23 protein-coding genes are annotated in these 20,916 nt (G+C 42.9%); 10 read left to right on the forward strand and 13 right to left on the reverse strand.

Annotation, left to right across the window (positions count from 1 at the left end):
- Nucleotides 1-12 precede the first annotated feature (12 nt).
- The 6 genes from LKX84_RS07425 to LKX84_RS07450 all read left to right on the forward strand — a co-directional run bounded on the left by LKX84_RS07425 (nt 13) and on the right by LKX84_RS07450 (nt 6,334).
- Nucleotides 13-1,413, forward strand: coding sequence for an efflux transporter outer membrane subunit (locus LKX84_RS07425; protein ID WP_228236501.1), 1,401 nt, complete (start codon nt 13-15; stop codon nt 1,411-1,413).
- Between the two features lie 8 nt (nt 1,414-1,421).
- Nucleotides 1,422-2,030 (forward strand): TetR/AcrR family transcriptional regulator, encoded by a 609-nt coding sequence (locus LKX84_RS07430; protein ID WP_228236502.1) that lies wholly within the window; start codon nt 1,422-1,424, stop codon nt 2,028-2,030.
- A gap of 153 nt (nt 2,031-2,183) precedes the next feature.
- Nucleotides 2,184-3,377, forward strand: coding sequence for a pyridoxal phosphate-dependent aminotransferase (locus LKX84_RS07435; protein ID WP_228236503.1), 1,194 nt, complete (start codon nt 2,184-2,186; stop codon nt 3,375-3,377).
- Nucleotides 3,378-3,502: 125 nt separating this feature from the next.
- Nucleotides 3,503-4,510, forward strand: coding sequence for a permease (locus LKX84_RS07440; RefSeq protein WP_228236504.1), 1,008 nt, complete (start codon nt 3,503-3,505; stop codon nt 4,508-4,510).
- Nucleotides 4,511-4,561: 51 nt separating this feature from the next.
- The gene (locus LKX84_RS07445) at nt 4,562-5,857 is read left to right on the forward strand and encodes a Zn-dependent hydrolase (protein ID WP_228236505.1); all 1,296 of its coding nucleotides are present in this window, start codon (nt 4,562-4,564) and stop codon (nt 5,855-5,857) included.
- 30 nt (nt 5,858-5,887) lie between these two features.
- Nucleotides 5,888-6,334: a PepSY-like domain-containing protein gene (locus LKX84_RS07450; RefSeq protein ID WP_228236506.1), complete on the forward strand. Its 447-nt coding sequence runs from the start codon at nt 5,888-5,890 to the stop codon at nt 6,332-6,334.
- A 27-nt stretch (nt 6,335-6,361) separates the two neighbouring features.
- On the opposite strand, the gene LKX84_RS07455 is transcribed toward LKX84_RS07450, so the two are convergent.
- The 4 genes from LKX84_RS07455 to LKX84_RS07470 all read right to left on the reverse strand — a co-directional run bounded on the left by LKX84_RS07455 (nt 6,362) and on the right by LKX84_RS07470 (nt 8,579).
- Complete coding sequence (locus LKX84_RS07455) at nt 6,362-6,820, reverse strand: GNAT family N-acetyltransferase (RefSeq protein WP_228236507.1); 459 nt, start codon at nt 6,818-6,820, stop codon at nt 6,362-6,364.
- 84 nt (nt 6,821-6,904) lie between these two features.
- Nucleotides 6,905-7,408: a hypothetical protein gene (locus LKX84_RS07460; RefSeq protein WP_228236508.1), complete on the reverse strand. Its 504-nt coding sequence runs from the start codon at nt 7,406-7,408 to the stop codon at nt 6,905-6,907.
- Nucleotides 7,409-7,431: 23 nt separating this feature from the next.
- Complete coding sequence (locus tag LKX84_RS07465; RefSeq protein ID WP_228236509.1) at nt 7,432-8,112, reverse strand: lysoplasmalogenase; 681 nt, start codon at nt 8,110-8,112, stop codon at nt 7,432-7,434.
- The gene (locus LKX84_RS07470; RefSeq protein WP_228236510.1) at nt 8,106-8,579 is read right to left on the reverse strand and encodes a CYTH domain-containing protein; all 474 of its coding nucleotides are present in this window, start codon (nt 8,577-8,579) and stop codon (nt 8,106-8,108) included. Before LKX84_RS07470 ends, LKX84_RS07465 begins: the two co-directional genes overlap by 7 nt.
- Before the next feature lie 27 nt (nt 8,580-8,606).
- On the opposite strand from LKX84_RS07470, the gene dinB reads away from it, so the two are divergent.
- Entirely contained in the window at nt 8,607-9,707 is a 1,101-nt protein-coding gene (dinB, locus tag LKX84_RS07475) for a DNA polymerase IV (protein ID WP_228236511.1), read from the forward strand.
- Between the two features lie 40 nt (nt 9,708-9,747).
- Here dinB and LKX84_RS07480 read toward each other — a convergent pair whose 3' ends face one another.
- The gene (locus tag LKX84_RS07480; protein WP_228236512.1) at nt 9,748-12,528 is read right to left on the reverse strand and encodes a M16 family metallopeptidase; all 2,781 of its coding nucleotides are present in this window, start codon (nt 12,526-12,528) and stop codon (nt 9,748-9,750) included.
- Between the two features lie 196 nt (nt 12,529-12,724).
- Here LKX84_RS07480 and LKX84_RS07485 point away from each other — a divergent pair, with 196 nt between their 5' ends.
- Complete coding sequence (locus tag LKX84_RS07485; RefSeq protein WP_228236513.1) at nt 12,725-13,303, forward strand: TetR/AcrR family transcriptional regulator; 579 nt, start codon at nt 12,725-12,727, stop codon at nt 13,301-13,303.
- Nucleotides 13,304-13,357: 54 nt separating this feature from the next.
- On the opposite strand, the gene LKX84_RS07490 is transcribed toward LKX84_RS07485, so the two are convergent.
- From LKX84_RS07490 to LKX84_RS07525, 8 genes are all read right to left on the reverse strand, one after another.
- Nucleotides 13,358-13,906: a carboxymuconolactone decarboxylase family protein gene (locus tag LKX84_RS07490; RefSeq protein WP_228236514.1), complete on the reverse strand. Its 549-nt coding sequence runs from the start codon at nt 13,904-13,906 to the stop codon at nt 13,358-13,360.
- Between the two features lie 27 nt (nt 13,907-13,933).
- Entirely contained in the window at nt 13,934-14,089 is a 156-nt protein-coding gene (locus LKX84_RS07495; RefSeq protein ID WP_228236515.1) for a hypothetical protein, read from the reverse strand.
- Nucleotides 14,090-14,181: 92 nt separating this feature from the next.
- Nucleotides 14,182-15,093, reverse strand: a complete 912-nt coding sequence (locus LKX84_RS07500) for a helix-turn-helix domain-containing protein (RefSeq protein WP_228236516.1) — start codon at nt 15,091-15,093, stop codon at nt 14,182-14,184.
- An 87-nt stretch (nt 15,094-15,180) separates the two neighbouring features.
- A complete protein-coding gene (gene pyk / locus LKX84_RS07505) occupies nt 15,181-16,623 on the reverse strand; it encodes a pyruvate kinase (RefSeq protein ID WP_228236517.1) in 1,443 nt (480 codons plus the stop codon).
- A 2-nt stretch (nt 16,624-16,625) separates the two neighbouring features.
- Nucleotides 16,626-17,090 carry an IPExxxVDY family protein gene (locus LKX84_RS07510; protein WP_228236518.1) on the reverse strand — a complete coding sequence of 155 codons (465 nt, stop codon included), beginning with the start codon at nt 17,088-17,090 and terminating at the stop codon, nt 16,626-16,628.
- Between the two features lie 111 nt (nt 17,091-17,201).
- Nucleotides 17,202-17,939, reverse strand: coding sequence for a ribonuclease III (gene rnc / locus LKX84_RS07515; protein ID WP_228236519.1), 738 nt, complete (start codon nt 17,937-17,939; stop codon nt 17,202-17,204).
- Between the two features lie 9 nt (nt 17,940-17,948).
- Nucleotides 17,949-19,199, reverse strand: a complete 1,251-nt coding sequence (fabF, locus tag LKX84_RS07520) for a beta-ketoacyl-ACP synthase II (protein WP_228236520.1) — start codon at nt 19,197-19,199, stop codon at nt 17,949-17,951.
- 101 nt (nt 19,200-19,300) lie between these two features.
- Nucleotides 19,301-19,534: an acyl carrier protein gene (locus LKX84_RS07525; protein WP_009778413.1), complete on the reverse strand. Its 234-nt coding sequence runs from the start codon at nt 19,532-19,534 to the stop codon at nt 19,301-19,303.
- Between the two features lie 161 nt (nt 19,535-19,695).
- On the opposite strand from LKX84_RS07525, the gene purN reads away from it, so the two are divergent.
- Together purN and LKX84_RS07535 are read left to right on the forward strand one after the other, a co-directional pair.
- Entirely contained in the window at nt 19,696-20,265 is a 570-nt protein-coding gene (gene purN / locus LKX84_RS07530; protein WP_228236521.1) for a phosphoribosylglycinamide formyltransferase, read from the forward strand.
- Entirely contained in the window at nt 20,258-20,896 is a 639-nt protein-coding gene (locus tag LKX84_RS07535; protein WP_228236522.1) for a viroplasmin family protein, read from the forward strand. The genes purN and LKX84_RS07535 overlap by 8 nt, the downstream gene beginning before the upstream one ends.
- Nucleotides 20,897-20,916: the final 20 nt, after the last annotated feature.

Raw genomic sequence — 20,916 nt, forward strand, 5'->3', positions numbered from 1 at the left:
CGCCAAAGAATCATGAAAATACAATCCACATATAAACTGATCTTGTTGCTAACGGCTCCCCTGTTATTGCAATCCTGCTTTGTGGCCAAGAACTATTCGAGACCAGAACTGGAAACGGAGAGCTTGTACAGAACGGACCAATTGCCACAAGACAGTATTTCCATTGCCGATGTGTCATGGAAAGACCTTTTTAACGATGAACAACTGAAGTCCTATATTACCCAAGGGTTGGAGAACAATTTGGACATCCGAATCGCCCTTCAAAATGTAGTGGCTGCCGAAGCTTATTTAAAGCAAGGAAAAGCTGGATACTTCCCCACGCTTTCTGGAACCGCTAGTTTTACCCGAACCAAAAACTCGGGCAATAGCCAGTTCGGGAGCTTTTTTACCAGTGCTTTGGAACAATATGAACTTTCTGGATCTTTATCTTGGGAAGCCGATGTTTGGGGTAAAATCCGAAGCAACAAAAAGGCCTATGGCGCCTCTTACCTGCAAAGTGTTTCTGCCCATCAAGCGGTTAAGACTGATTTGGTATCAGGAATAGCCAATACCTATTATCAATTGATGGCTTTGGACAAGCAAAGTGAAATTGCCGAGAAGACCCTTGATGCCAGAAAAAGCAGTTTGGAAACTACCCAAGCCTTGAAAGATGCCGGACTAGTGACCGAAGTAGCGGTTAAACAGACCGAAGCCCAGGTGCACGCCACGGAAATTATTCTGATCAATTTGAAGAACAACATCAAACTTCTGGAAAATGCTTTCTGTATTTTATTGGGGGAACCTGCCCATGAGGTTTTGCGAGGCAAGTTGGATGATCAGTCTATCGATACCGAGTTGAAGATCGGGGTGCCTTATTTGTTGCTGACCAATAGACCTGATGTTATGCAGGCCGAATACGGACTTATCAACGCCTTTGAGTTGACCAATGTGGCCAAAAGCAGTATGTACCCGTCATTAAGTCTAACTGCCAATGGAGGCTTCCAAAGTCTGGAATTTGAAAATTGGTTGGACGCCAGTTCCTTGTTTTCCCAATTGATTGGCTCTTTGACAGAACCTATTTTTAATGGAAGAAGACTTCGCACACAAATGGAAGTGGCCAAGACACAACAGGAACAAGCTTTGCTTTCATACAAAAAAACCCTTTTGACCGCCGGCCGCGAAGTTTCGGACGCGTTGTACACCTATGACGCTGAGACCGAAAAATTGATGGCCCGTTCCAAGGAACTGGAAGCCTATTCCACTGCCGAGGATTATTCCGAAGAACTGTTGAATAACGGTTTGGCCAATTATTTGGAAGTGCTAACGGCAAGACAAAATGCCCTAAGCTCTGAACTTAGTTATGTAGACTCCCAATACGGTCAATTGAGTGCCATTGTGGAACTCTATCGGGCCCTTGGAGGCGGTTGGAAATAATAGCCTGGATGCTCGAGGATAAAAAGGACATATTGGCCTATGCCATTGAGAACTTTACCAAGTTTGGAAGCAAACGGTTCTCCATGGACGAATTGGCCCAAAACCTTGGTATTTCCAAAAAAACACTGTACCGTTATTTTGGGAGTAAGGAAGAATTGGTGTCTGAAAGTCTTTGCTTTCTTTTGAACCAATTAAGAGCCAAGGTAGATGACTATATGGTCCAAAATCCGAATGAAAATGAGCCTCTAACTACCATAATATTTATTTATAAACAAGGGTTGATGACTTTACAGGAAATCAACCCTTCCTTTTTATATGGCCTATCCAAGTATTACCCCGATGCCTATAAACGATATTCCGAATTCAAGAAGGATATAATTTGGGATTTGGTATGTCCCCTTTTAAAGAAAGCACAAAACTTGGGACAGGTTAGAAAAGAGGTCAAAGTAGAGCTTGTCTGTATGCTCATTTTGGGCAGAATGGAAGAAATGGTTTACTCGACTCCCACCCTTTTTGAAGAATACAGCATCCAAGAATTATTGGAACACATCATTATCAATAACTTAAGAGGGATTCTTACATTGGAGTACCTTTCTACATCGCCCTTGGAAAAATAATCATCATTTTGGTCAAAACGATGTCAATTTCGAAATTTGACCAAGATTATTTTACTATAATTCCATTTTAAAGTATTGATTTTTATCTTTTTAGCATTGCAATTGGCATTTTGATCGCCTAATTTTAATTTCTTGCTAAAAACTCAAAAATCAATGGGAACAACCAACATCAACCGCAGAGACTGGATCAGAAAAAGTATGCTCACCGCAGGTGGAGCAATGGCCCTTCCATATTTTGGAATCGCTGAAACCCCAATGGCTCCCCTAACATTGGACGCCAAGGGAAATGCAGTATATAGTCAATTTTTCAAGGAATTTTTACCGGACATTCCAGTACCATTGGCGCCCATTACCGCCAAACTGAATGCCAACGAAAACCCTTATGGTCCATCGCCTATGGCTGTGGAGGCTTTTAAAAATACCGCTGCAGGTGGTAACAGATATGCTTGGAAAGAGTTGTTCCAATTGGTGGACAAGATCGCCAAGTTTGAAGGTGTGGAAAGTAAAAATATTATGATGGGCCCAGGGTCTTCCGACCTTTTGGAAAAGACCGCCATGGTCTTTTTCATGAATGGAGGAAACGTGGTTTCTGCCGATCCTGCTTATATGTCCCTTATCCAAGTAGCCGAATCCGTTGGTGCCAAGTGGAAACCGGTTCCACTAAAAGCGGACTGGTCGCACGATCTTAAGGCCATGGAAGAGGCCATTGATGCTGATACCAAATTGGTGTATATCTGTAACCCTAACAACCCAACCGGAACCATGACCGACCATCAGGAATTGGTTGATTTCTGCTCTAGGGTTTCCGAAAAAGTGCCTGTTTTTGTTGATGAGGCCTATTTGTGGTTCTTGGACGAAGGAGCCAAAAAGAGCATGGTTTCCTTGGTAAACGAAGGTAAGGATGTAATCATCGCCAGAACGTTCTCCAAAATTCATGGTATGGCTGGCCTAAGGGTAGGTTATATTGTGGCTTTGGAAGAAACTTTGAACCGTTTGCAAAATATTACCCGAGGTGGAATGGGCATTACCCTTCCTTCCGTACATGCTGCCATGGCCGCTATGGACGATGCCGAATTCATTGAAAAATCCAGGATGTTGAATGCCGAATGTAGGGATTACGTGGCCAAGAGCTTGGAAGAAAAAGGATTCGAATATGTTCCTTCCCATACCAGTTTCATGATTTTCCCCATTGAGATGGAAGGAAAAGAATTCTTGAATAAAATGACCGAATTGAATGTTGGTGTCCGTGCCTTCCAGTTTATGGGTAAAAATTGGTGTAGGGTAAGTATGGGAACCATGGAAGAAATGAAAATGTTTACCGCTGCCATCAATAAAGTACTGGTATAGTGGACACTGGATTTCAAAAGACTATTGTATTCCTGTTTTTCATCTTCATTGGAATCTTGCTAAAGGCAAAATTTAAGAACAAGGAGGAGATAACGGGAATCAAAAAAATAATTCTAAACCTTGCTTTGCCCGCAACGATATTCATAGCGTTGTTGGGCATTAAGGTGGAATTACATCTTTTAATATTGCCTGTTTTGGCCCTTGGGCTTAACTTACTTTTGTTCCTGGCCGTACCCTTTATTTTGCCTCTTGTGGGTATCGGCAAGGGAACACCCGAATTTCGTACCGCCAAATTGTTGATCCCCTCATTGGCCCCCGGATTATCTTCTTTTCCCTTTATTCTTGAGTTTTTAGGCGAAGATTATTTGGCAAAAGCGGCCATGTCCGATTTGGGAAACAAAGTCTTTGTGCTATTTTTTCTGTACCTCGTTGCCATGAACTGGCATTATGGGCTACAGTTCGATAAACCTAAAAACGGCGGAACCAAACTTAGACCCCTCATCAAGGCCATGGTTTCCGAACCTGTGAATATTTTTATCGCAGCTGCCCTTGTTCTTTTAGGTTTCGGTTTTACCATGCATTCCCTGCCCTTCTTTTTAAGCGAAACGCTTGAAAAATTGAGCATGATCATGACTCCCTTGGTTTTGCTCTTTATCGGGTTGGCCGTGAAAATCAAGAGAAAACAGTTTTTTCAGATTTTTTCACTCCTTTGCACCCGTGCAGGTTTGGTGCTTTTAATTTCAGGAATCTTTGTTTCCATTGCTGGAATAAATGCCCAAAACGAGATTTTACTTATCCTAGCTTTTGGATTGAGTGCCTGTAGCTTCTGGCCCTATGCCCACCTTGCGGCCGTGGATGGTATGGAAGCGGATATTTCAGAAAAGAAAAAAACCTTTAGCAGTGATTACGGCGTAGCCATTTTGGCGCTTTCCTTCCCCTTATCAACCATCTTGATTTTAGGCGTATTGAACAGTGGTTCCTTCTTTGTACACAGCTACAACATCTTTGTAATCTCTGTTTTGTTCCTAGCTGTCGGATTTGCAATTCCCTTATTTGGCGGTTTGAACAAAAAGTGGTCAGGATTGAAAGGCTTGGGGTTTAAACTGAAATCCCCTGCTACCGAGAACGCTTGATCACAGTAAGTTCCCTGTAAATTGTTACCTTTCTAAAAATATTAGGTAATCATGTCTGTTCGCTTCATCCTCCTGCTCTCCTTTTTTACCATCGGAATGCTATCGGCACAAAAAAAGAACCCGAAAGTGGATCAGGCCCGATTGGAAAAACGCATCTTCGACTTGGCCAAATTCGGACTTCAAGAAAACGGCGAAACGGAACGCGTGGCTTTTAGCGATGCGGATATTGAAGCCAGGAACTGGGTAGTGGAAACCCTTAAGGGTTTTGGCATGACCGTAACCATAGATGCCGCGGGCAACATCATTGGAAAAAAACCTGGAAAGGACTCCTCTAAAAAACCCATAGCTTTTGGATCACACATTGACCGGGTGCCCCATGGTGGTAATTATGATGGCTGTGTGGGCTCCATGGCCGCTTTAGAGGTTATCGAGACCTTGATAGAAAACGACATCAAGACCAAGCATCCTTTGGAAGTCATCATTTTCCCCAATGAAGAAGGTGGGGTTATGGGCAGTCGTGCCATGGCCGGAAATTTGACCAAAGCCGCTTTTCCTGTCGTCAATGCCACTGGGTATTCCATGAGCGAGGGCATCATGAGAATTGGTGGCGATACCACAAAAATTAAAGACGCTATCCGTGAACCTGGCAACTTGGCCGCCTTTTTGGAACTCCATATTGAGCAGGGCGGGAAACTTGAAAAAGCGAATCTGGACATCGGTGTTGTGGAAGGCATTGTGGGTCTCAAATGGTGGGATGTGGTCTTTACGGGCTTTGCCAACCATGCCGGTACCACGCCCATGAACGCCAGACAAGATGCCCTGTTGGCAGCCGCCAAATTCATTGTGGCGGTGAACGAGATCACCAATAGTTTTGAGGGCACCCAAGTAGGTACGGTAGGCCGAATAAGGGTAGAACCGGGAGCGCCCAATGTGATTCCCGGAAAGGTGGTGGCCAGTTTGGAAATACGGGATCTTTCCGCAGAAGTGATTGAAAAAGTCTATCAGGCCATCAAGAAAAAAACTGAAGAAATTGCCGAGGCCTCCCATGTATCTGTGGAGTTTTTGCCTTTGGATACCACATCGGAACCAGCATTGACTGACCCTTCCATCCAAAAAGAAATAGAGAATTCTACCAAAACCCTTGGGTTGACCTATCAATATATGCCAAGTGGGGCGGGGCATGATTCCCAAGATATTTCCAGATTCGCACCCGTTGGGATGATCTTTGTGCCCAGCAAAGGGGGTATTAGCCATTCCCCAAAAGAATTCACTTCGGCGGAGGATATGGCGAACGGTGCCAATGTACTTTTGAACACTATTTTGGCCCTGGACAAAAAACTGGATTAAAATCAGACCAAGAAATAAAAATCATCAGAAATGAACACTAAAAAGTATTTCATCGGAGCCGCAGCCGTCATTATTATTGGAGTGGGCCTATATGTGTATTACATCTATACCAATGCACCTGAAGGAGCCAGAAATGGATTTGCCCAAAAATTCCCTGATATGGCCAGTGCCGGTTGGATGAAGGAATCCGCAACCGAATGGGAGGCCGAATTTGAAATGAACGGAGCGGATTATGCCGCAGTTTTTACGGAGGATGGTACCTGGGTGAGAACGGAACATGAAATAGAGGAAAAAGACCTGCCGGAAAAAGTTTGGAACCTATTGAATGAAAAATTCAAGGATTACCGCATTGATGAAATTGAATATGTGGAAAATGCCGATAGCAGTACTGGCTATAACATTGAACTTGAAAAAGATGAAGAGTTACAAATCTTTATCAGCAGCGAAGGGGAATTGATTTCTTTGAGGGAGGAGTAGCACACCAGTCAATTATTTGTTCAATCTCTATTTGAACATAGGATTATCCCAAGAATAATAGTTGTGTTCCGTATCCAAGGAAAATCCAACTTTTGGATAAAGTTGATTTCCCACAGTATTCGTTTTTGCCGTCTCCAATACCAATCCACAAGAATTGGTTTCAGCACAAAGTTCTTTTGCAATTTCAATTAGCTGCTTGGAAATCCCTTTGCCCCGAAACCCCGGTTCCACATACAAATCATTTAAAAGCCAAAGACGTTGCATTCTTGTAGAGGAAAAAAGAGGATATAACTGTACAAATCCGGCTAACTTTTTGCTTTCGGATTCGGCGACAAAAATTTGGGAGTCATTTTGTAACAGCCTTTCTGAAACGAATTTTTCTGCCTTTACCTTATCCGATTTCTTTTCGTAGAACACCCTGTATTTGTCAAACAAATCAACAACGCCATTTATATCCGAAACTATTGCTTTCCTAATTTTTGCCATTTTGTCGCTGTGATTTTGATATTACTATGGTGTTCAGTTTGTCTTTCTAGCTATTATTTCTTGTAACATACTGGCAAGTTTGCTTTATTTCTCATTTTTCTCAAATATCTTATCCGTTCCAAAATAGATTTCAGCTTCGTGATAATAAAATAATCCCCATTCAAGGGAGCTATCAAAAATGACCAAGTCATCTATGAAAAATATTCCTTCCCAATATTTAATTACCATTTTCCAAGTCAACATTACAGATTGTCCACTTCGGTCACTATCAATAAACACATATTTTGAAAATGGAATCTCCTTGCTATGTAACCATTTCTTAATTTCATTTTGGCCGTTTTCTGTTAACCTAAATTCGTCTACATTTTTGAAATAGTTTTTGAAAGGTTCAAAAGGAAATCCTTGAGTCATTTTGGAACTGTCCAAAAATTCATTTATTAGGTTAGTCCCCTTTTCATTCAAAAAATGAATTTGGTCTTTATGCTCCGTCGGAATTTTACGAGCATTTTCAGGTGACCACAAAAATGACCAAACTTCAGGAAATTCATCAGTCCAATATTGGATAATACCTTTTTCGAAGTCGTTCATTTTCTTTTTATCAAAAATCTATTTTAAACCTCCTCTCCTTCCCCTTTGGTAATGCTATACGTTGCATTCGCAATCAACGCGATACTCAACCAATACGTAGCCAAGATCAATAGGCCAGAGAGGTAAAACGGGGTCTTGAATTTGGCAATTGCCAATAATGTGTCCGACAACATAAAACACAATACGGCCATGGCCATTAAAGCATGGGCATTGCTCCTTTCTCGCAAGTATAGCCCCACGCCTTGCCATGCCATAAAGGTGATGATCAACACATAAATGGCAACAGGCAAAAGCAGATCGCCCAAACCGGGTTTCAACCAAAAAAACAATACCCCGGCAATGTCAAACAAGATCAAAAAGGAAATCCAGTTTTTGTAAAATCCCTTGTATTGGATAAAGGCCACGGAGAACAAAACATGGGCAATCAGGAATGCCACCAGTCCAAACAAAAAGTAGGATTCAAAAAGCAACAGAATATCGCCTAGCAAACAAAACACCAAGGCAATGGTGACCGTATTGCCCAATCGAACATAACGTTTTCTTGAGGCAAATAACAGCAATGCAATCACCAAGATGGTGGTCAACGGCTTGAGGAACATAAAAGCGGTTTTGTCATCATACTGCCCATAGTAAATGGCCAAACATGCGGACACCAATATTAAAATATTGATAATCTTCCTTTTTGTGTCAGATTGGGCTACCATGTGGAATAGGGATTTTTGCTCAATTGGGAGTTGTAGTATTGTTTCTGACCGGTGACCTCCTCACCCAGCCATTCGGGTTTTTCAAATTTTTCATCTTCGTGATTGAGCTCCACTTCCGCCACAACCAACCCTTTGTTTTCACCTAAAAATTCATCCACCTCAAAAAGGTGGTTGCCATAGGGAACTTCATACCGATGTTTTTCCAAAATCCCGGTGTTACAGAGGTCGATCAAATTGGTAGCCTCGGCTGTCCCGATCTCAATTTCCCATTCAAACCGGGTGGTGCCTGAATCGTTGGGGCCTCCTTTTATGGTCAAAAAACCTTTGTCGCCCATAATTCGTACCCGAACGGTCCGGTCGGGATCGGTGTTCAAATAGCCTTGTGCAATTCGGGTTTGGGAAGTGGCCTCTTGCCGATAGGCACCCGAGGTGACCAAGAATTTTCGTTCTATTTCCAAATGTTCCATCAAACTAAATATACCCTAAATTTGAGTATGGACTTCGATTTCCCCTTAAGAAAAATCATTCACGTGGACATGGATGCCTTTTATGCCTCCGTGGAGCAGCACGACAATCCCGAACTAAAAGGGAAGCCGATCGCCGTGGGTGGGGGATCAAAGCGCGGAGTAGTTTCCGCCGCCAGTTATGAGGCCCGAAAATTTGGGGTACGCAGTGCCATGTCTGGGATGCAGGCCCAACGGAATTGCCCGCAACTCATCTTTGTAAAACCCCGTTTTGATCGGTATAAAGAAATCTCCCTCCAAATCCGAAGCATATTTTATGAATACACGGATTTGGTGGAACCCCTTTCGTTGGATGAAGCCTATTTGGACGTAACGGAGAACAAAAAAGGAAATCCGTCCGCCACCTTAATCGCCAAGGAAATCCGTCAGAAAATTTTGGACAAAACAGGACTGACGGCTTCTGCAGGTATTTCCATCAACAAGTTCATTGCCAAAGTGGCCAGTGATTACAACAAACCCAACGGACAAAAAACGGTAAACCCGGAAGAGGTGATCCAATTCTTGGAAGATTTGGACATCCGCAAATTTTACGGGGTGGGAAAAGTGACCGCGGACAAAATGTATCGATTGGGAATTTTTACAGGCAAGGACCTAAAACAGAAATCTCTGGAATTTCTGGACGAACATTTTGGCAAGAGTGGCAAGTATTATTACCATGTGGTTCGAGGCATCCATTTGAGTGCCGTGAAACCGCATCGTATCCCAAAATCGGTTGGGGCCGAACGGACCTTTTTTGAAAACCTGAGCAGTGAAATCTTTATGTTGGAAAAATTGGACCACATTGCCGAGGAACTGGAACGGCGGTTGAAGAAATCCAAAATTGCGGGCAAGACCATCACCCTAAAAATCAAATACAGCGATTTTACCTTGCAGACGCGAAGTAAAACCCTGCCTTATTATATTTCAAGCAAGGACCTCATCTTGGAAACCGCCAAGGAACTACTCTACCAATCTCCCTTGGAAGAATCGGTGCGGTTATTGGGCATTTCATTGGCGAACCTCAACACCGAAAAAGAAGACGAACCACCCAAAAAGGAATCCGTATTGGTGCAATTGAAGTTCGATTTCTAATCCCAAAAAAAGAAAAACCTCCCAAAGGGAGGTTCATCTATTAGTTTTTGATGTCCGATTTTATGGGCTCTACCGTAGGTTTCAGCATATTGCCATCGGCATCGATTTCTATGATGCTATCGAAACCTAGTTCATCCAGTTTTGAAATGATCTCGGCCCTATCGCCTACCATGAACCAGTTCATTTTTTCTGGTTTCACCACTTGGTTGCTCACTTTTCTGATGTCATCCACAGAAAGCGTCCTAACATTCTGGTCGTATTTTTGATAGTAATCGTCTGGCAGATTATATCTGATCAAATTCCTTACCGAGCTGTTCACGGAACTGTTGGTTTCCCATTGCCCTGGAAGTTTCAACACCTGGTTGGTCTTTACTTTTTCCAACTCTTCCTTAGTGGCTGGTCGGGTAGAAGTGAACTCGGAAATTTCCTTGCGTATCTCGGTAACGGATTCAGCCGTTTTATCGGTCTGTACCGGAGCATATACAATGAACGGACGCACTTCTTTGGAACCCATTACAAAACCACCCGCGCCGTAGGACCAGTGCTTGTCTTCCCTCAAATTCATGTTGATACGGGAAGTGAAATCGCCCCCAAGGATATTGACCATTTGCTCCAAGGCTACCTCGGAAACATCACCATACTTTTCGGTCAAATGTCCGGCCAAGATGACGGATTGCTGGGATTCAGGCCTGTTCATCAAATACAGCGTATTCTTGGTGCTGGTCTGTGGCTGGTTGAAAACGATTTTAGGCACATCTCCTTTCTTCCATTTGCCCAAGGTTTTTTCCAGTTTGGATTTCAATTCGCTCATTTCCACATCACCTGTTACGATGATGGTTGAGTTGTTGGGTTTGAACCAGGTATTGTAAAAATCCACTACATCGTTACGTGTCAATTTGGCCACCCCATCCTCATAACCGGTTCCGGTGTAAGGGCTGCTGTAAGGGTGATCATCGCCATACATGTATTTGTTCATGGCACGCAAGGCCATGGTGATGGGTTGCGACTTTTCCTTTTTTATGTCATTGATCTGTTCGCTTTGCAAACGTTCAAATTCCTTTTCAGGGAAAACAGGATTGAGCACCACATCTAAGAACAAATCCAAACTAGCGTCCAAACTGGGTTTTAAAGTAGTCATATAGACATTGGATTCATCTTGACTGGAGAATGTGCTCAAGGAAGCACCCAACAATTGGAGCTGCGCATTGATTTCCAGTGAAGTTTTATCCTTGGTCCCTTCGTCCATCAGGTTCATGGCCAATTTTGCAGTACCAGGGGTGGACAGATAATCGGTTTTGTAACCTGCATCGGTCACCAGGTTGATGACCACCGTGGGAACTCCTTTGCGCTGGGCCAAAACCACATTCAATCCGTTGGACAATTGAGTACGCTGCAAATCAGGAAATTTGGAACTCTTCTGTTCCGCAAGGGCCGGCAACTTGCTTCGATCTATGGTAGAAGGTTCAACCGCATACTCTGGGAACGGATTACAGATCAATATATGTTTGCCCTTCGTCAACCATTTGGCCGCTGTTTTCTTAAGGTCTTCGGCCGTGGCTTGCTCAATATATTTCAATTGGGTTTTGTAATACGATGCATCTCCATGATACGTTTCATTGGACGCCAAGATATCAGATACACCTCCGAAACCGCCTATCCGTTCCAATCCTTTGATGAAGTTGGCAAAATAACTGGCTTTCACTCTTTTTAATTCTTCTTCGGTCGGGCCTTCCTTGATGAACTTATCAATTTCCTCCCAAAGTTCCTGTTCCAATTTAGAGGCATCTTGCCCTGGTTTTACGTTCAACCACGTAATGAATTCACTGGCAATTTCACTGGAAGATTGAAAGGACACTGCTGCGCTGGCCGATTGGTCCTTGTAAATAAACTTTTGGTACAACCTTGAATTTTTGCCACTGGTCAAAATAGAAGAGATCAAATCGAAATAAAGATCCTCCTTAGATCCAAATTCGGGAGAGTTCCACGCGAACAAAACCCTTGTCTCGGGAACCCTGTCTTCATATACCTGGCGCGAATCGTACACTTTATTGGGAATGTTCACCTCTTGTCTTTCCAAGGTAGGACCAGAGGGAATATCGCCAAAGTAAGCGGTCACTTTTTGAAGAATTTCCTCCGCATTCACATCACCCGCCACGGCAACTACGGCATTGGCAGGTCCGTAATACGTTTTGAACCAATCCTGCACGTCTTCCAAGGAAGCGGCGTTCAAATCTTCCATTTCCCCGATTACGGTCCAGGAATACGGGTGACCCTTAGGATACATGGCTTTGGTCAGATAATCCCACTGTTTTCCATAGGGTTGATTTTCGCCCTGTCTTTTTTCATTTTGAACCACTCCCCGTTGCTCGTCCAATCTGGCTTGGTCAATGGCACCCAACAAGTGTCCCATACGGTCTGATTCCAAGAACAATACTTGGTCCAATGCAGAGACCGGAACATTTTGAAAATAGTTGGTGCGGTCACTATTGGTAGTTCCGTTCAAATCGGTTCCCCCAATACTTTCCAAGGCCTGAAAGTAATCCGTGTTGTAGTTTTCACTTCCGTTGAACATTAAATGCTCGAACAAATGGGCAAAACCACTTTTACCCGGTTTTTCATTTTTGGATCCCACATGGTACCATACGTTCACCGCAGCAATGGGTGCCTTATGGTCTTCATAGACCAACAAGGTTAGGCCGTTCTTCAAAGTGTATTTTTTGTATTGGATGTCGATGTCATCCGCTGTGAATTGAAATCCTTGCCCATAGTTCATGGATAAGCAAAGAAGGCCCAAAATAAAGGCTGAGAGTAGTTTTTTCATTTGATTGTATTTTAATTATTTGATTGATAAATTGCTCTTGACAAGATAAGAAAATGTTTACAATTATCACTATATTAACCACTTAGGGAACGTGGTAAAAATTGAGTATTTTCCATGGCGACAATTGCTTACCAACTTTTATGGTTGTGCTAAGGTTTTGTTGTCCGACCCGTAATTTCTTGTTTAATTTGTAGTTATGCAACGCCCTGAATTGCACCAACATATCATCACCACTGCAGGTAACCTGTTCTATGCCCAAGGGTACAACTCTACGGGGATCAATGAAATTATCGATAACTGTGGTATTGCAAAAGCTACCCTATATGGGCATTTTAAATCCAAAGAGGATATTTGTGTGGCCTATCTTGCACAACGACATGTTGCCTTCATGGATTCCTTAAAAACATATGTGGAACGAAGCAAGGCAGGAAAATATCAGCTGCTGGCCATCTTTGACCTTTTGCAGGACATGTACCGCGATAAAAACTTTCAAGGGTGTTGGGCACTCAAGACCTTGGGGGAGCTTTCTCCCAATCAGAAGAAGATTTTGGAAGTCATCCAAAAACAGAAAAAAGAACTGCTCCTATATTTAGGCGAAGTCGTTGGCCGAAATATTTCCAATCTGTCCAAGGCCCAAACCGAAAAAATGTCCGGAGGGCTTTACCTTCTCTACGAAAGTGCAATAACCGAAAGCCATTTGTTCAAAAACGATTGGCCCATCTACATGGCCAAAAGTATTGCCCCGACTTTTTTTTCCGAATTGGAACTGGAATAAAAAACCCTTCCATGGCAATGAAAGGGTTTTGTTAATTTTAAAATTGTGTAACACTTAGACTTCAACAGCTTCCAAAGGTTGAACTTCTGGAAAATCAATGGGTGTGCCCACCGTATTGTTGATGTAGTTGGAGATCGTCTTATCGCCCACCAAAACAATGGTATCGATCAAATTTTCCTTGGTCCACCCTGCGTTAAAGAAATTTTCCAAAACGCTGGCATCTGCTTTCCCTTGGTTTTCGGTAATGTTCTTGGCCAATTTTGCCAAGGCATCCAATTTGTTGTCAAAAGAGGCTTTACCGGCCCTCAATTCCAAAATCTGACCTTCGGTATACCCGTTCATTTTACCAATGGCGGTATGGGCGGCCAAACAATATTCACAGTTGTTCACCTGGCTCACGGCCAAGTTCACCACTTCTTTTTCTTTGGCTTTCAAAGAGGTTTTGGCATTGGCAAAGGTCAGGTAATTGCCCAACGCATTTTCTGAATGGGCAAAGGTGGCATACAGGTTGGGAACAAAGCCCAACGCTTTTTGCAAGTTGTCAAAAATGGCCTGATTGGCGGCGCTTACTTCTTCTCTTTTAGGTACATTGATTGTGCTCATGATGTATGAATTTAATGTTATAATGGATTAATAATTCTGAATGAAGGGTTTCTCGGCATCACAATAAAAATCATGATGGAACTTTTGCTCACAATGCTCCACTGCGACCAACGGTTGTTGTTGCTTGGGTGAGCTTCTAAAAATTTCGATAAGGTTGAAAATGGGTTTATCGATTGCTTTCATCTTTTACCTGTTTTTAAATTACAAGGCAAAGATGCGGCGATAAGGGAGGTAAGGGTTAGGAGGGATTTCCCGTTGACTTGTTCAACTTTCCCTTAGGCAACAAAAACAAGGCTTTCCCTATATTCCGAGGGCGTCATTTGGGTCATCTTCTTGAAAAATCTGCTGAAATGGGCAGCATCATTGAACCCAAGGTCGAAAGCGATTTCCTGGTTTTGTTTGTCGGTATAATTTATGAGCCGCTTGGATTCCAAGGCAATCCGGTCCAAAATAATCTGTTGGGGCGATCTTTGGTTGTAGATGGAAAATAGGTTGGAAAGTGTTTTGGGGGATTTGAAGAGCATTTCGGCATAATCACTTACCCTTCTCTTGGTCTTGTAATGCAGGTCTACCAAATAATTGAACTTTCTGATGATGTCGATTTGGTCGTTATCCAGCGTTTTAACGATCAATTGTTCCTTGGCCAATCGGGTGCTCAGGATGATCATTCGCTTTAGCAACATTTGGAGCATGTCCCCTTGGATGTTGTCCGGGGTGGAAAACTCTTCCACAAACATGTCGTACAATAAATTGTACTTGTTCAATTGATCTTCTGAAATGGTAACGATGGGAAGGTCTTGGGTGCCAAAGAACAAAATACCGTTGCAAGACACTTCGCTATCATGGTCGAATATGCAGTAAAACTCCCTATTGAAAAGAATGGCCGCCAATGGCAGTTCAGCATTTTCAAGGGATACGTGCTGCAAATTGGTAACGGTCATCAACTGATTGGGCAAGAGTTTCACCGTCATGCCATCAACTAACAGTGCAACGGGGTCGCAATTTCTATTCCATAAAAATTTGATGGTATTGGACGTATCCGAAAATCGATATTCGTCTCTTTTGAAGTCACTTGTCAGACCCAACAGTGCTCCCAATCTAGGGTCATTGTATTCGTATTTCATGAATTTCAGGTTGATTTCCGTGTAGCTATATGCCAACTTAAAATCAGTCTTTTCCGACCACAAAAACTTACAGTTTTTAAATAGAATCCAAAAAGAAACCCCTTGTTACCAAGTGCAACAAGGGGTCCATCATATCTTGAAGAGCTTATTTTAGAAACTACAGCTCTCTATTTCGGTTACACGTAGCGTGTTCACCATACCTTTATCCTTGATCGGCATGGCGGCAAGGCTGACCAGCATATCCCCAACATCCAAAAACCCTTGTTGGCAGGCAATTTTGTTCACGTCCTCTATGGTTTGGTCGGTAGATACAAACTTGTCATAATAGAAAGCCTTTACCCCCCACAAAAGGTTCAATTGGGTCAAGATCCTACGGTTGGATGTAAACACCAAAATATGGGCACTCGGTCTCCATGCAGAAATCTGGAAGGCGGTGTATCCACTGTTGGTAAGGGTAGAAATGGCCTTGGCTTCAATATCGTTGGCCATCAGAGCGGCATGGTAACACACCGACTTGGTAATGTACCTTTTGGTTCTGATGCTTGGTGGAGTCTGTGGCACTTTGATCAGGCTGGATCCTTCCACGTTCATACAGATGCTTGCCATTTTTTCAATTACCTGAACTGGATAGTTCCCTACAGATGTTTCACCGGAAAGCATCACGGCATCGGCACCGTCCATTACAGAGTTGGCCACGTCGTTCACCTCGGCCCGGGTCGGGGTCAAACTGGTAATCATGGTCTCCATCATTTGGGTGGCAATTATTACGGGAATCCTTGCCTTTTTGGCACGTAGCACCAGTTTCTTTTGAATCAATGGTACCTCATGTGCGGGCACCTCAACACCCAAATCTCCACGGGCCACCATCAAACCGTCACAATAAGTTACGATTTGATCGATATTTTCAACTGCCTCTGGCTTTTCAATCTTGGCAACGATCGGAATTTTATGATCGGAATGTTCCTTGATCAATTCCTGAAGGTCTATAAGATCTTGGCTGTGGCGTACAAAGGAAAGGGCCATCCAATCCACTTTTTGACCGCATGCAAAAATGGCATCCTTGATGTCTTTTTTGGTCAATGCTGGAAGGGAAATATTGGTATTGGGAAGGTTTACCCCTTTTTTTGATTTTAGCGGACCGCCTTGGATCACAGTAGTTTTTACTTCGTCTTCCCCATTGGTGGACTTTACCTCGAATATCAGTTTACCATCATCCAAAAGGATGCGTTCCCCTGGCTTTACATCCTTGGGAAAGTTCTGATAGTTCATGTAAACACGTTGGGCAGTACCTTCAAAAGGCTCCCCGGTTACAAAGGTCACTTCATCACCAGGTTCTACAATGGCTTCACCCCCCATGACCCCAACTCGGAGTTTAGGACCTTGCAAATCGGCAAGGATAGCCGTATTTACACCCAACTCCTCATTTAATTCCCTTATCATTTTTATGCGTTCGGCAACATCTTCGTAAGCGGCATGGGAAAAGTTGATCCTGAATACATCGACTCCAGCCTCGATCATCGCCTTCAAGGTTTCTTTCTTACTGGTAGCCGGTCCCAATGTTGCTACAATTTTTGTCTTCTTTCTAGTTGGCATTGTTAAAAGATTAAATTTCTTTTTGATTTTAAGGTTTCCGTGTCCAAAGCATATGCTGTTATGACCTTCGATATCTTGTTGATAGCTTTGATTTTTTGTGCCAGTACATCTTCTTCGGCCGCATCCACCTTTAAAAAATAGTCCACTTCCTTGTGTTCTTTGATCAGGTGATCCGTTCTTGTTGAAACATCGTTCCCGAACAATCCTTCCGAAGGAATGATTGCCTCCACCTCACATTTGTTAGAGATCAGGGTCCAATACATATGGTTGAGCTCATCGTCCCAATCGAACACGGAATAGGATTGGCTCTGTTCCAAATGAAGGTCGTTCTTCATCCTTTTCAAATACAATCCGCAATTGGAATTTATGGCATAGGTAATGGCATAATCTTCCAAATTACTGTGTATGGCGATGAGCTGAAAGCTGTCATCGAAAAAGTCGGCCGATATCTTGTGTGTTGTCAACATGCCTTAACACGAGCTGTAAATATACTCTTAATCCGATTCAATGCCTAGTTATTACAAAACAATACACTTGTAAAACCAACGAAAACGATTGAATTTGATAATGATTTCAAGTTAGGAATTTTCCATCTTGTTCTGCAATGCAAAATAGGCGCGCTTGGATGCCTTTTCCTCTGCCTTCTTTTTTGAGGTTGCCCTGGCTTTGGCCATAATACGGTCTCCAATGGTAAGTTTTACGGCAAAATGTTTGAGTTCATCATTGCCGGTATCCTCATAAACAAGATAGTTGAAGGGCTTTTTCTGCTTTTGGCACCATTCGATTACCAAGCTCTTGTAGCTGATGACCTTACCTTCCAGTTGTTCAATGTCCACATAGGGTTCAATGACACGGTCATGGATAAATTTTTCGCAGTATTTGTACCCGCGATCAAGATAGATGGCGCCGATCAACGCCTCAAAGACATTACCATGGATGTTTTCCCCAAAATGGGACTTTGGAATCCTGCTTTCCACATATTTGAGCAGCCCCAGGTCTTTCCCAAGTTCGTTCAGGTGTTTACGGCTCACCACTTTGGAGCGCATTTTGGTAAGATAGCCCTCATCCCCTTCCGGAACCTCGTTGTAGAGGTGCCTGGATATGATGGTCCCCAACATGGAATCGCCCAAGAATTCCAATCGCTCATAGTTCATAGGGTTTCCGCTGGAATCCTTTTGGTTCATGGAGCGATGTAGAAAGGCTTTCTTGTAGATGTCTATACTCTTCGGCTTAAAGCCCAGAATCCTTTTCATTCCCAAAAAAAAATCCCCATCCGAGTTGGGATGGGAATTGAATATTTTGGAGGTGAGTTTCATGTTACAAAACTACCCTAATTTTTTAAACAATACACAAGCATTGTGCCCTCCGAAACCAAAAGTATTGCTCATGGCCACTTTCACTTCCCTTGGCTGTGCCTTGTTCAAGGTAAGGTTCAAGGAAGAATCGATTTCCTCATCCACTACACTATGGTTAATGGTCGGTGGTACCAAGCTGTGTTCCATGGCCAAAATGGAGGCAATGGCCTCAATGGCCCCGGCAGCTCCCAATAAATGCCCGGTCATGGACTTGGTAGAGTTGATGTTGATTTTAGATGCATGAGAACCAAACACCTTGGAAATAGCCTTAAGCTCCGCAACATCCCCTAGTGGTGTAGAAGTACCGTGTGTATTGATGGCGTCCACGTCCTCTGGTTTCAGACCTGCGTCCCTCAAGCAATTTTCCATTACCCGAACCACTCCGATTCCCTCAGGATGTGGAGCCGTCATGTGATAGGCATCGCTTGACATGCCTCCTCCGGCTACCTCTGCATAGATTTTGGCTCCTCTTGCCTTGGCGTACTCGTATTCTTCCAACACCAGCGCCCCGGCACCTTCACCAAGAACAAATCCATCCCTTGTTGCATCAAAAGGTCTGGAAGCCGTTTCAGGACTTTCATTCCTTGTGGACAAGGCATGCATGGCGTTAAAACCGCCCATACCTGCAATGGTCACAGCGGCTTCGCTACCTCCGGTAACGATAACATCACAATGGCCCAAACGGATATAATTGAGTGCATCGATCATGGCGTTGGCCGAAGAGGCACAAGCGGAAACCGTAGTATAGTTTGGCCCCATGAACCCATGCTTAATGGAAATGTTCCCGGGAGCGATATCAGCAATCATTTTTGGAATGAAGAACGGATTAAAACGGGGAGTACCATCGCCTTCTGCGTAGCCGATGACCTCGTTTTGGAAAGTTTCCAATCCACCTATTCCCGCGCCCCAAATAACACCTACCCTAAATTTGTCCACATTGTCCAAATCGATTCCCGAATCAGCAATAGCTTCATCGGAAGATACCAGTGCATATTGCGCGAACCTGTCAAGTTTACGGACCTCTTTTCTATCAAAGTAGTCGTTGGGATCAAACTCCTTTAACTCGCAGGCAAATTTTGTTTTGAACTTTTCGGTGTCAAAATACGTAATGGGCGCAGAACCGCTCTTGCCGGTCCTTAGTCCTTCCCAATAAGCTTTCAGATTGTTGCCAATTGGGGTAAGCGCCCCCATTCCGGTAACTACAACTCGCTTTAACTGCATTGAACTATTTTTTTACCCTTTAGACCTAAATTATAAAAAAAATTATCCATGCGATCATCACCACATGGATAATTTAAAATCTTTAGTAATATATCATAAAATTACTTCGCTTCCTCTATGTAGCTGATGGCTTGACCTACAGTGGCGATGTTTTCTGCCTGGTCATCAGGTATTTGGATATCAAATTCCTTCTCAAACTCCATGATAAGTTCAACAGTGTCCAAGGAATCCGCCCCTAAATCGTTGGTAAAGCTAGCTTCTGCTACAACTTCATTTTCATCAACACCTAGTTTATCAACAATGATAGCCTTTACTCTTGATGCAATGTCTGACATAATTATTGTGGTTTTAAAAATTTTATCGTTGGCAAAAATATAAAATATTGGATTAATTACATCATTTGTCGATAAAATGTGTTCCAAATTAAACTTCTTAAGACTCAGTATCTTACTTTAGCCGCCTGAAGTTAGTCCAAAATCATATCAAATCCTAACAGATGAAGCAAATTGTCATCTTGGCCTCTGGCAGTGGCTCCAACGCGGAAAATATCATCACCCATTTTCAAAATCACCCCGAAATTCAAGTGGCCGCGGTGCTTACCAATAAGAAGGAGGCAAAGGTTTTGGAAAGATGCGACAGGCTGCAGGTACCGGCGTTTTATTTCAACCGCACTTCATTCAGGGATTCTGATTCAGTGGTAAAGCTGCTACAAGGCTTATCTACCGATTTGGTCGTTTTGGCCGGTTTCCTTTGGAAAATTCCAGAAAATATGATTGCCGTCTATCCGAACCAGATCATTAACATTCACCCGGCATTGCTGCCGAAATACGGTGGCAAGGGCATGTATGGCGAAAGGGTTCATGAAGCGGTGAAGGAAAACCAAGAAACTGAAACCGGCATCACCATTCATTATGTAAATGAACAATATGATGAAGGTGCCATCATCTTTCAGGCCAAGACCCAGGTTACACCCAATGATGATGCCAACAGCATTGCCGAAAAGGTACACCAATTGGAATATGAACATTTCCCACAGGTCATTGAAAAACTACTTTGTAATGGCTAAGAAAAAAAACAAATTTTATGTAGTTTGGGAAGGATTCAACCCCGGCATTTATAAAACATGGAATGAATGTCAACTTCAAACAAAGGGTTATCCGAATGCTAAATACAAAGGCTTCCCTACTTATGACATAGCAAAGAAGGCCTTAACCGAAGGATATGAAAACTATTGGGGGAAAGATATATTTTTTTCTTTACTAAGTGAAGAAGAACTAAAATTGATTGGTGAGCCAATTAAAAATTCCATGACAGTTGATGCAGCTTGCCAAGGTGTCCCTGGGACTATGGAATATCAAGGTGTAGATTTTTCTACTGGTAAGATTGTATTTCACAAGGGTCCTTTTTTAGATTCTACAAATAACATAGGAGAATATTTGGCGTTAGTTCATGCTCTTGCTCTTATGAAAAAAACAAATGACAATAGGCCAATATACTCTGATAGCAAGATTGCAATTGGTTGGGTTAAGGAGAAAAAACATAGGACTAATCATGAACTGTCCAAACTAAACAAAGATTCTTTTGAATTGTTAGAAAGAGCAGATAAATGGTTACAAGAAAACAGTTATAATAATAAAATATTAAAATGGGAAACCAAGGCATGGGGTGAAATACCTGCCGATTTCGGAAGAAAATAGAGGCCACTTAAAAGATGTTT

It is taken from the genome of Allomuricauda sp. M10 (genome assembly GCF_020782875.1).
Classification (GTDB): Bacteria; Bacteroidota; Bacteroidia; order Flavobacteriales; family Flavobacteriaceae; genus Flagellimonas.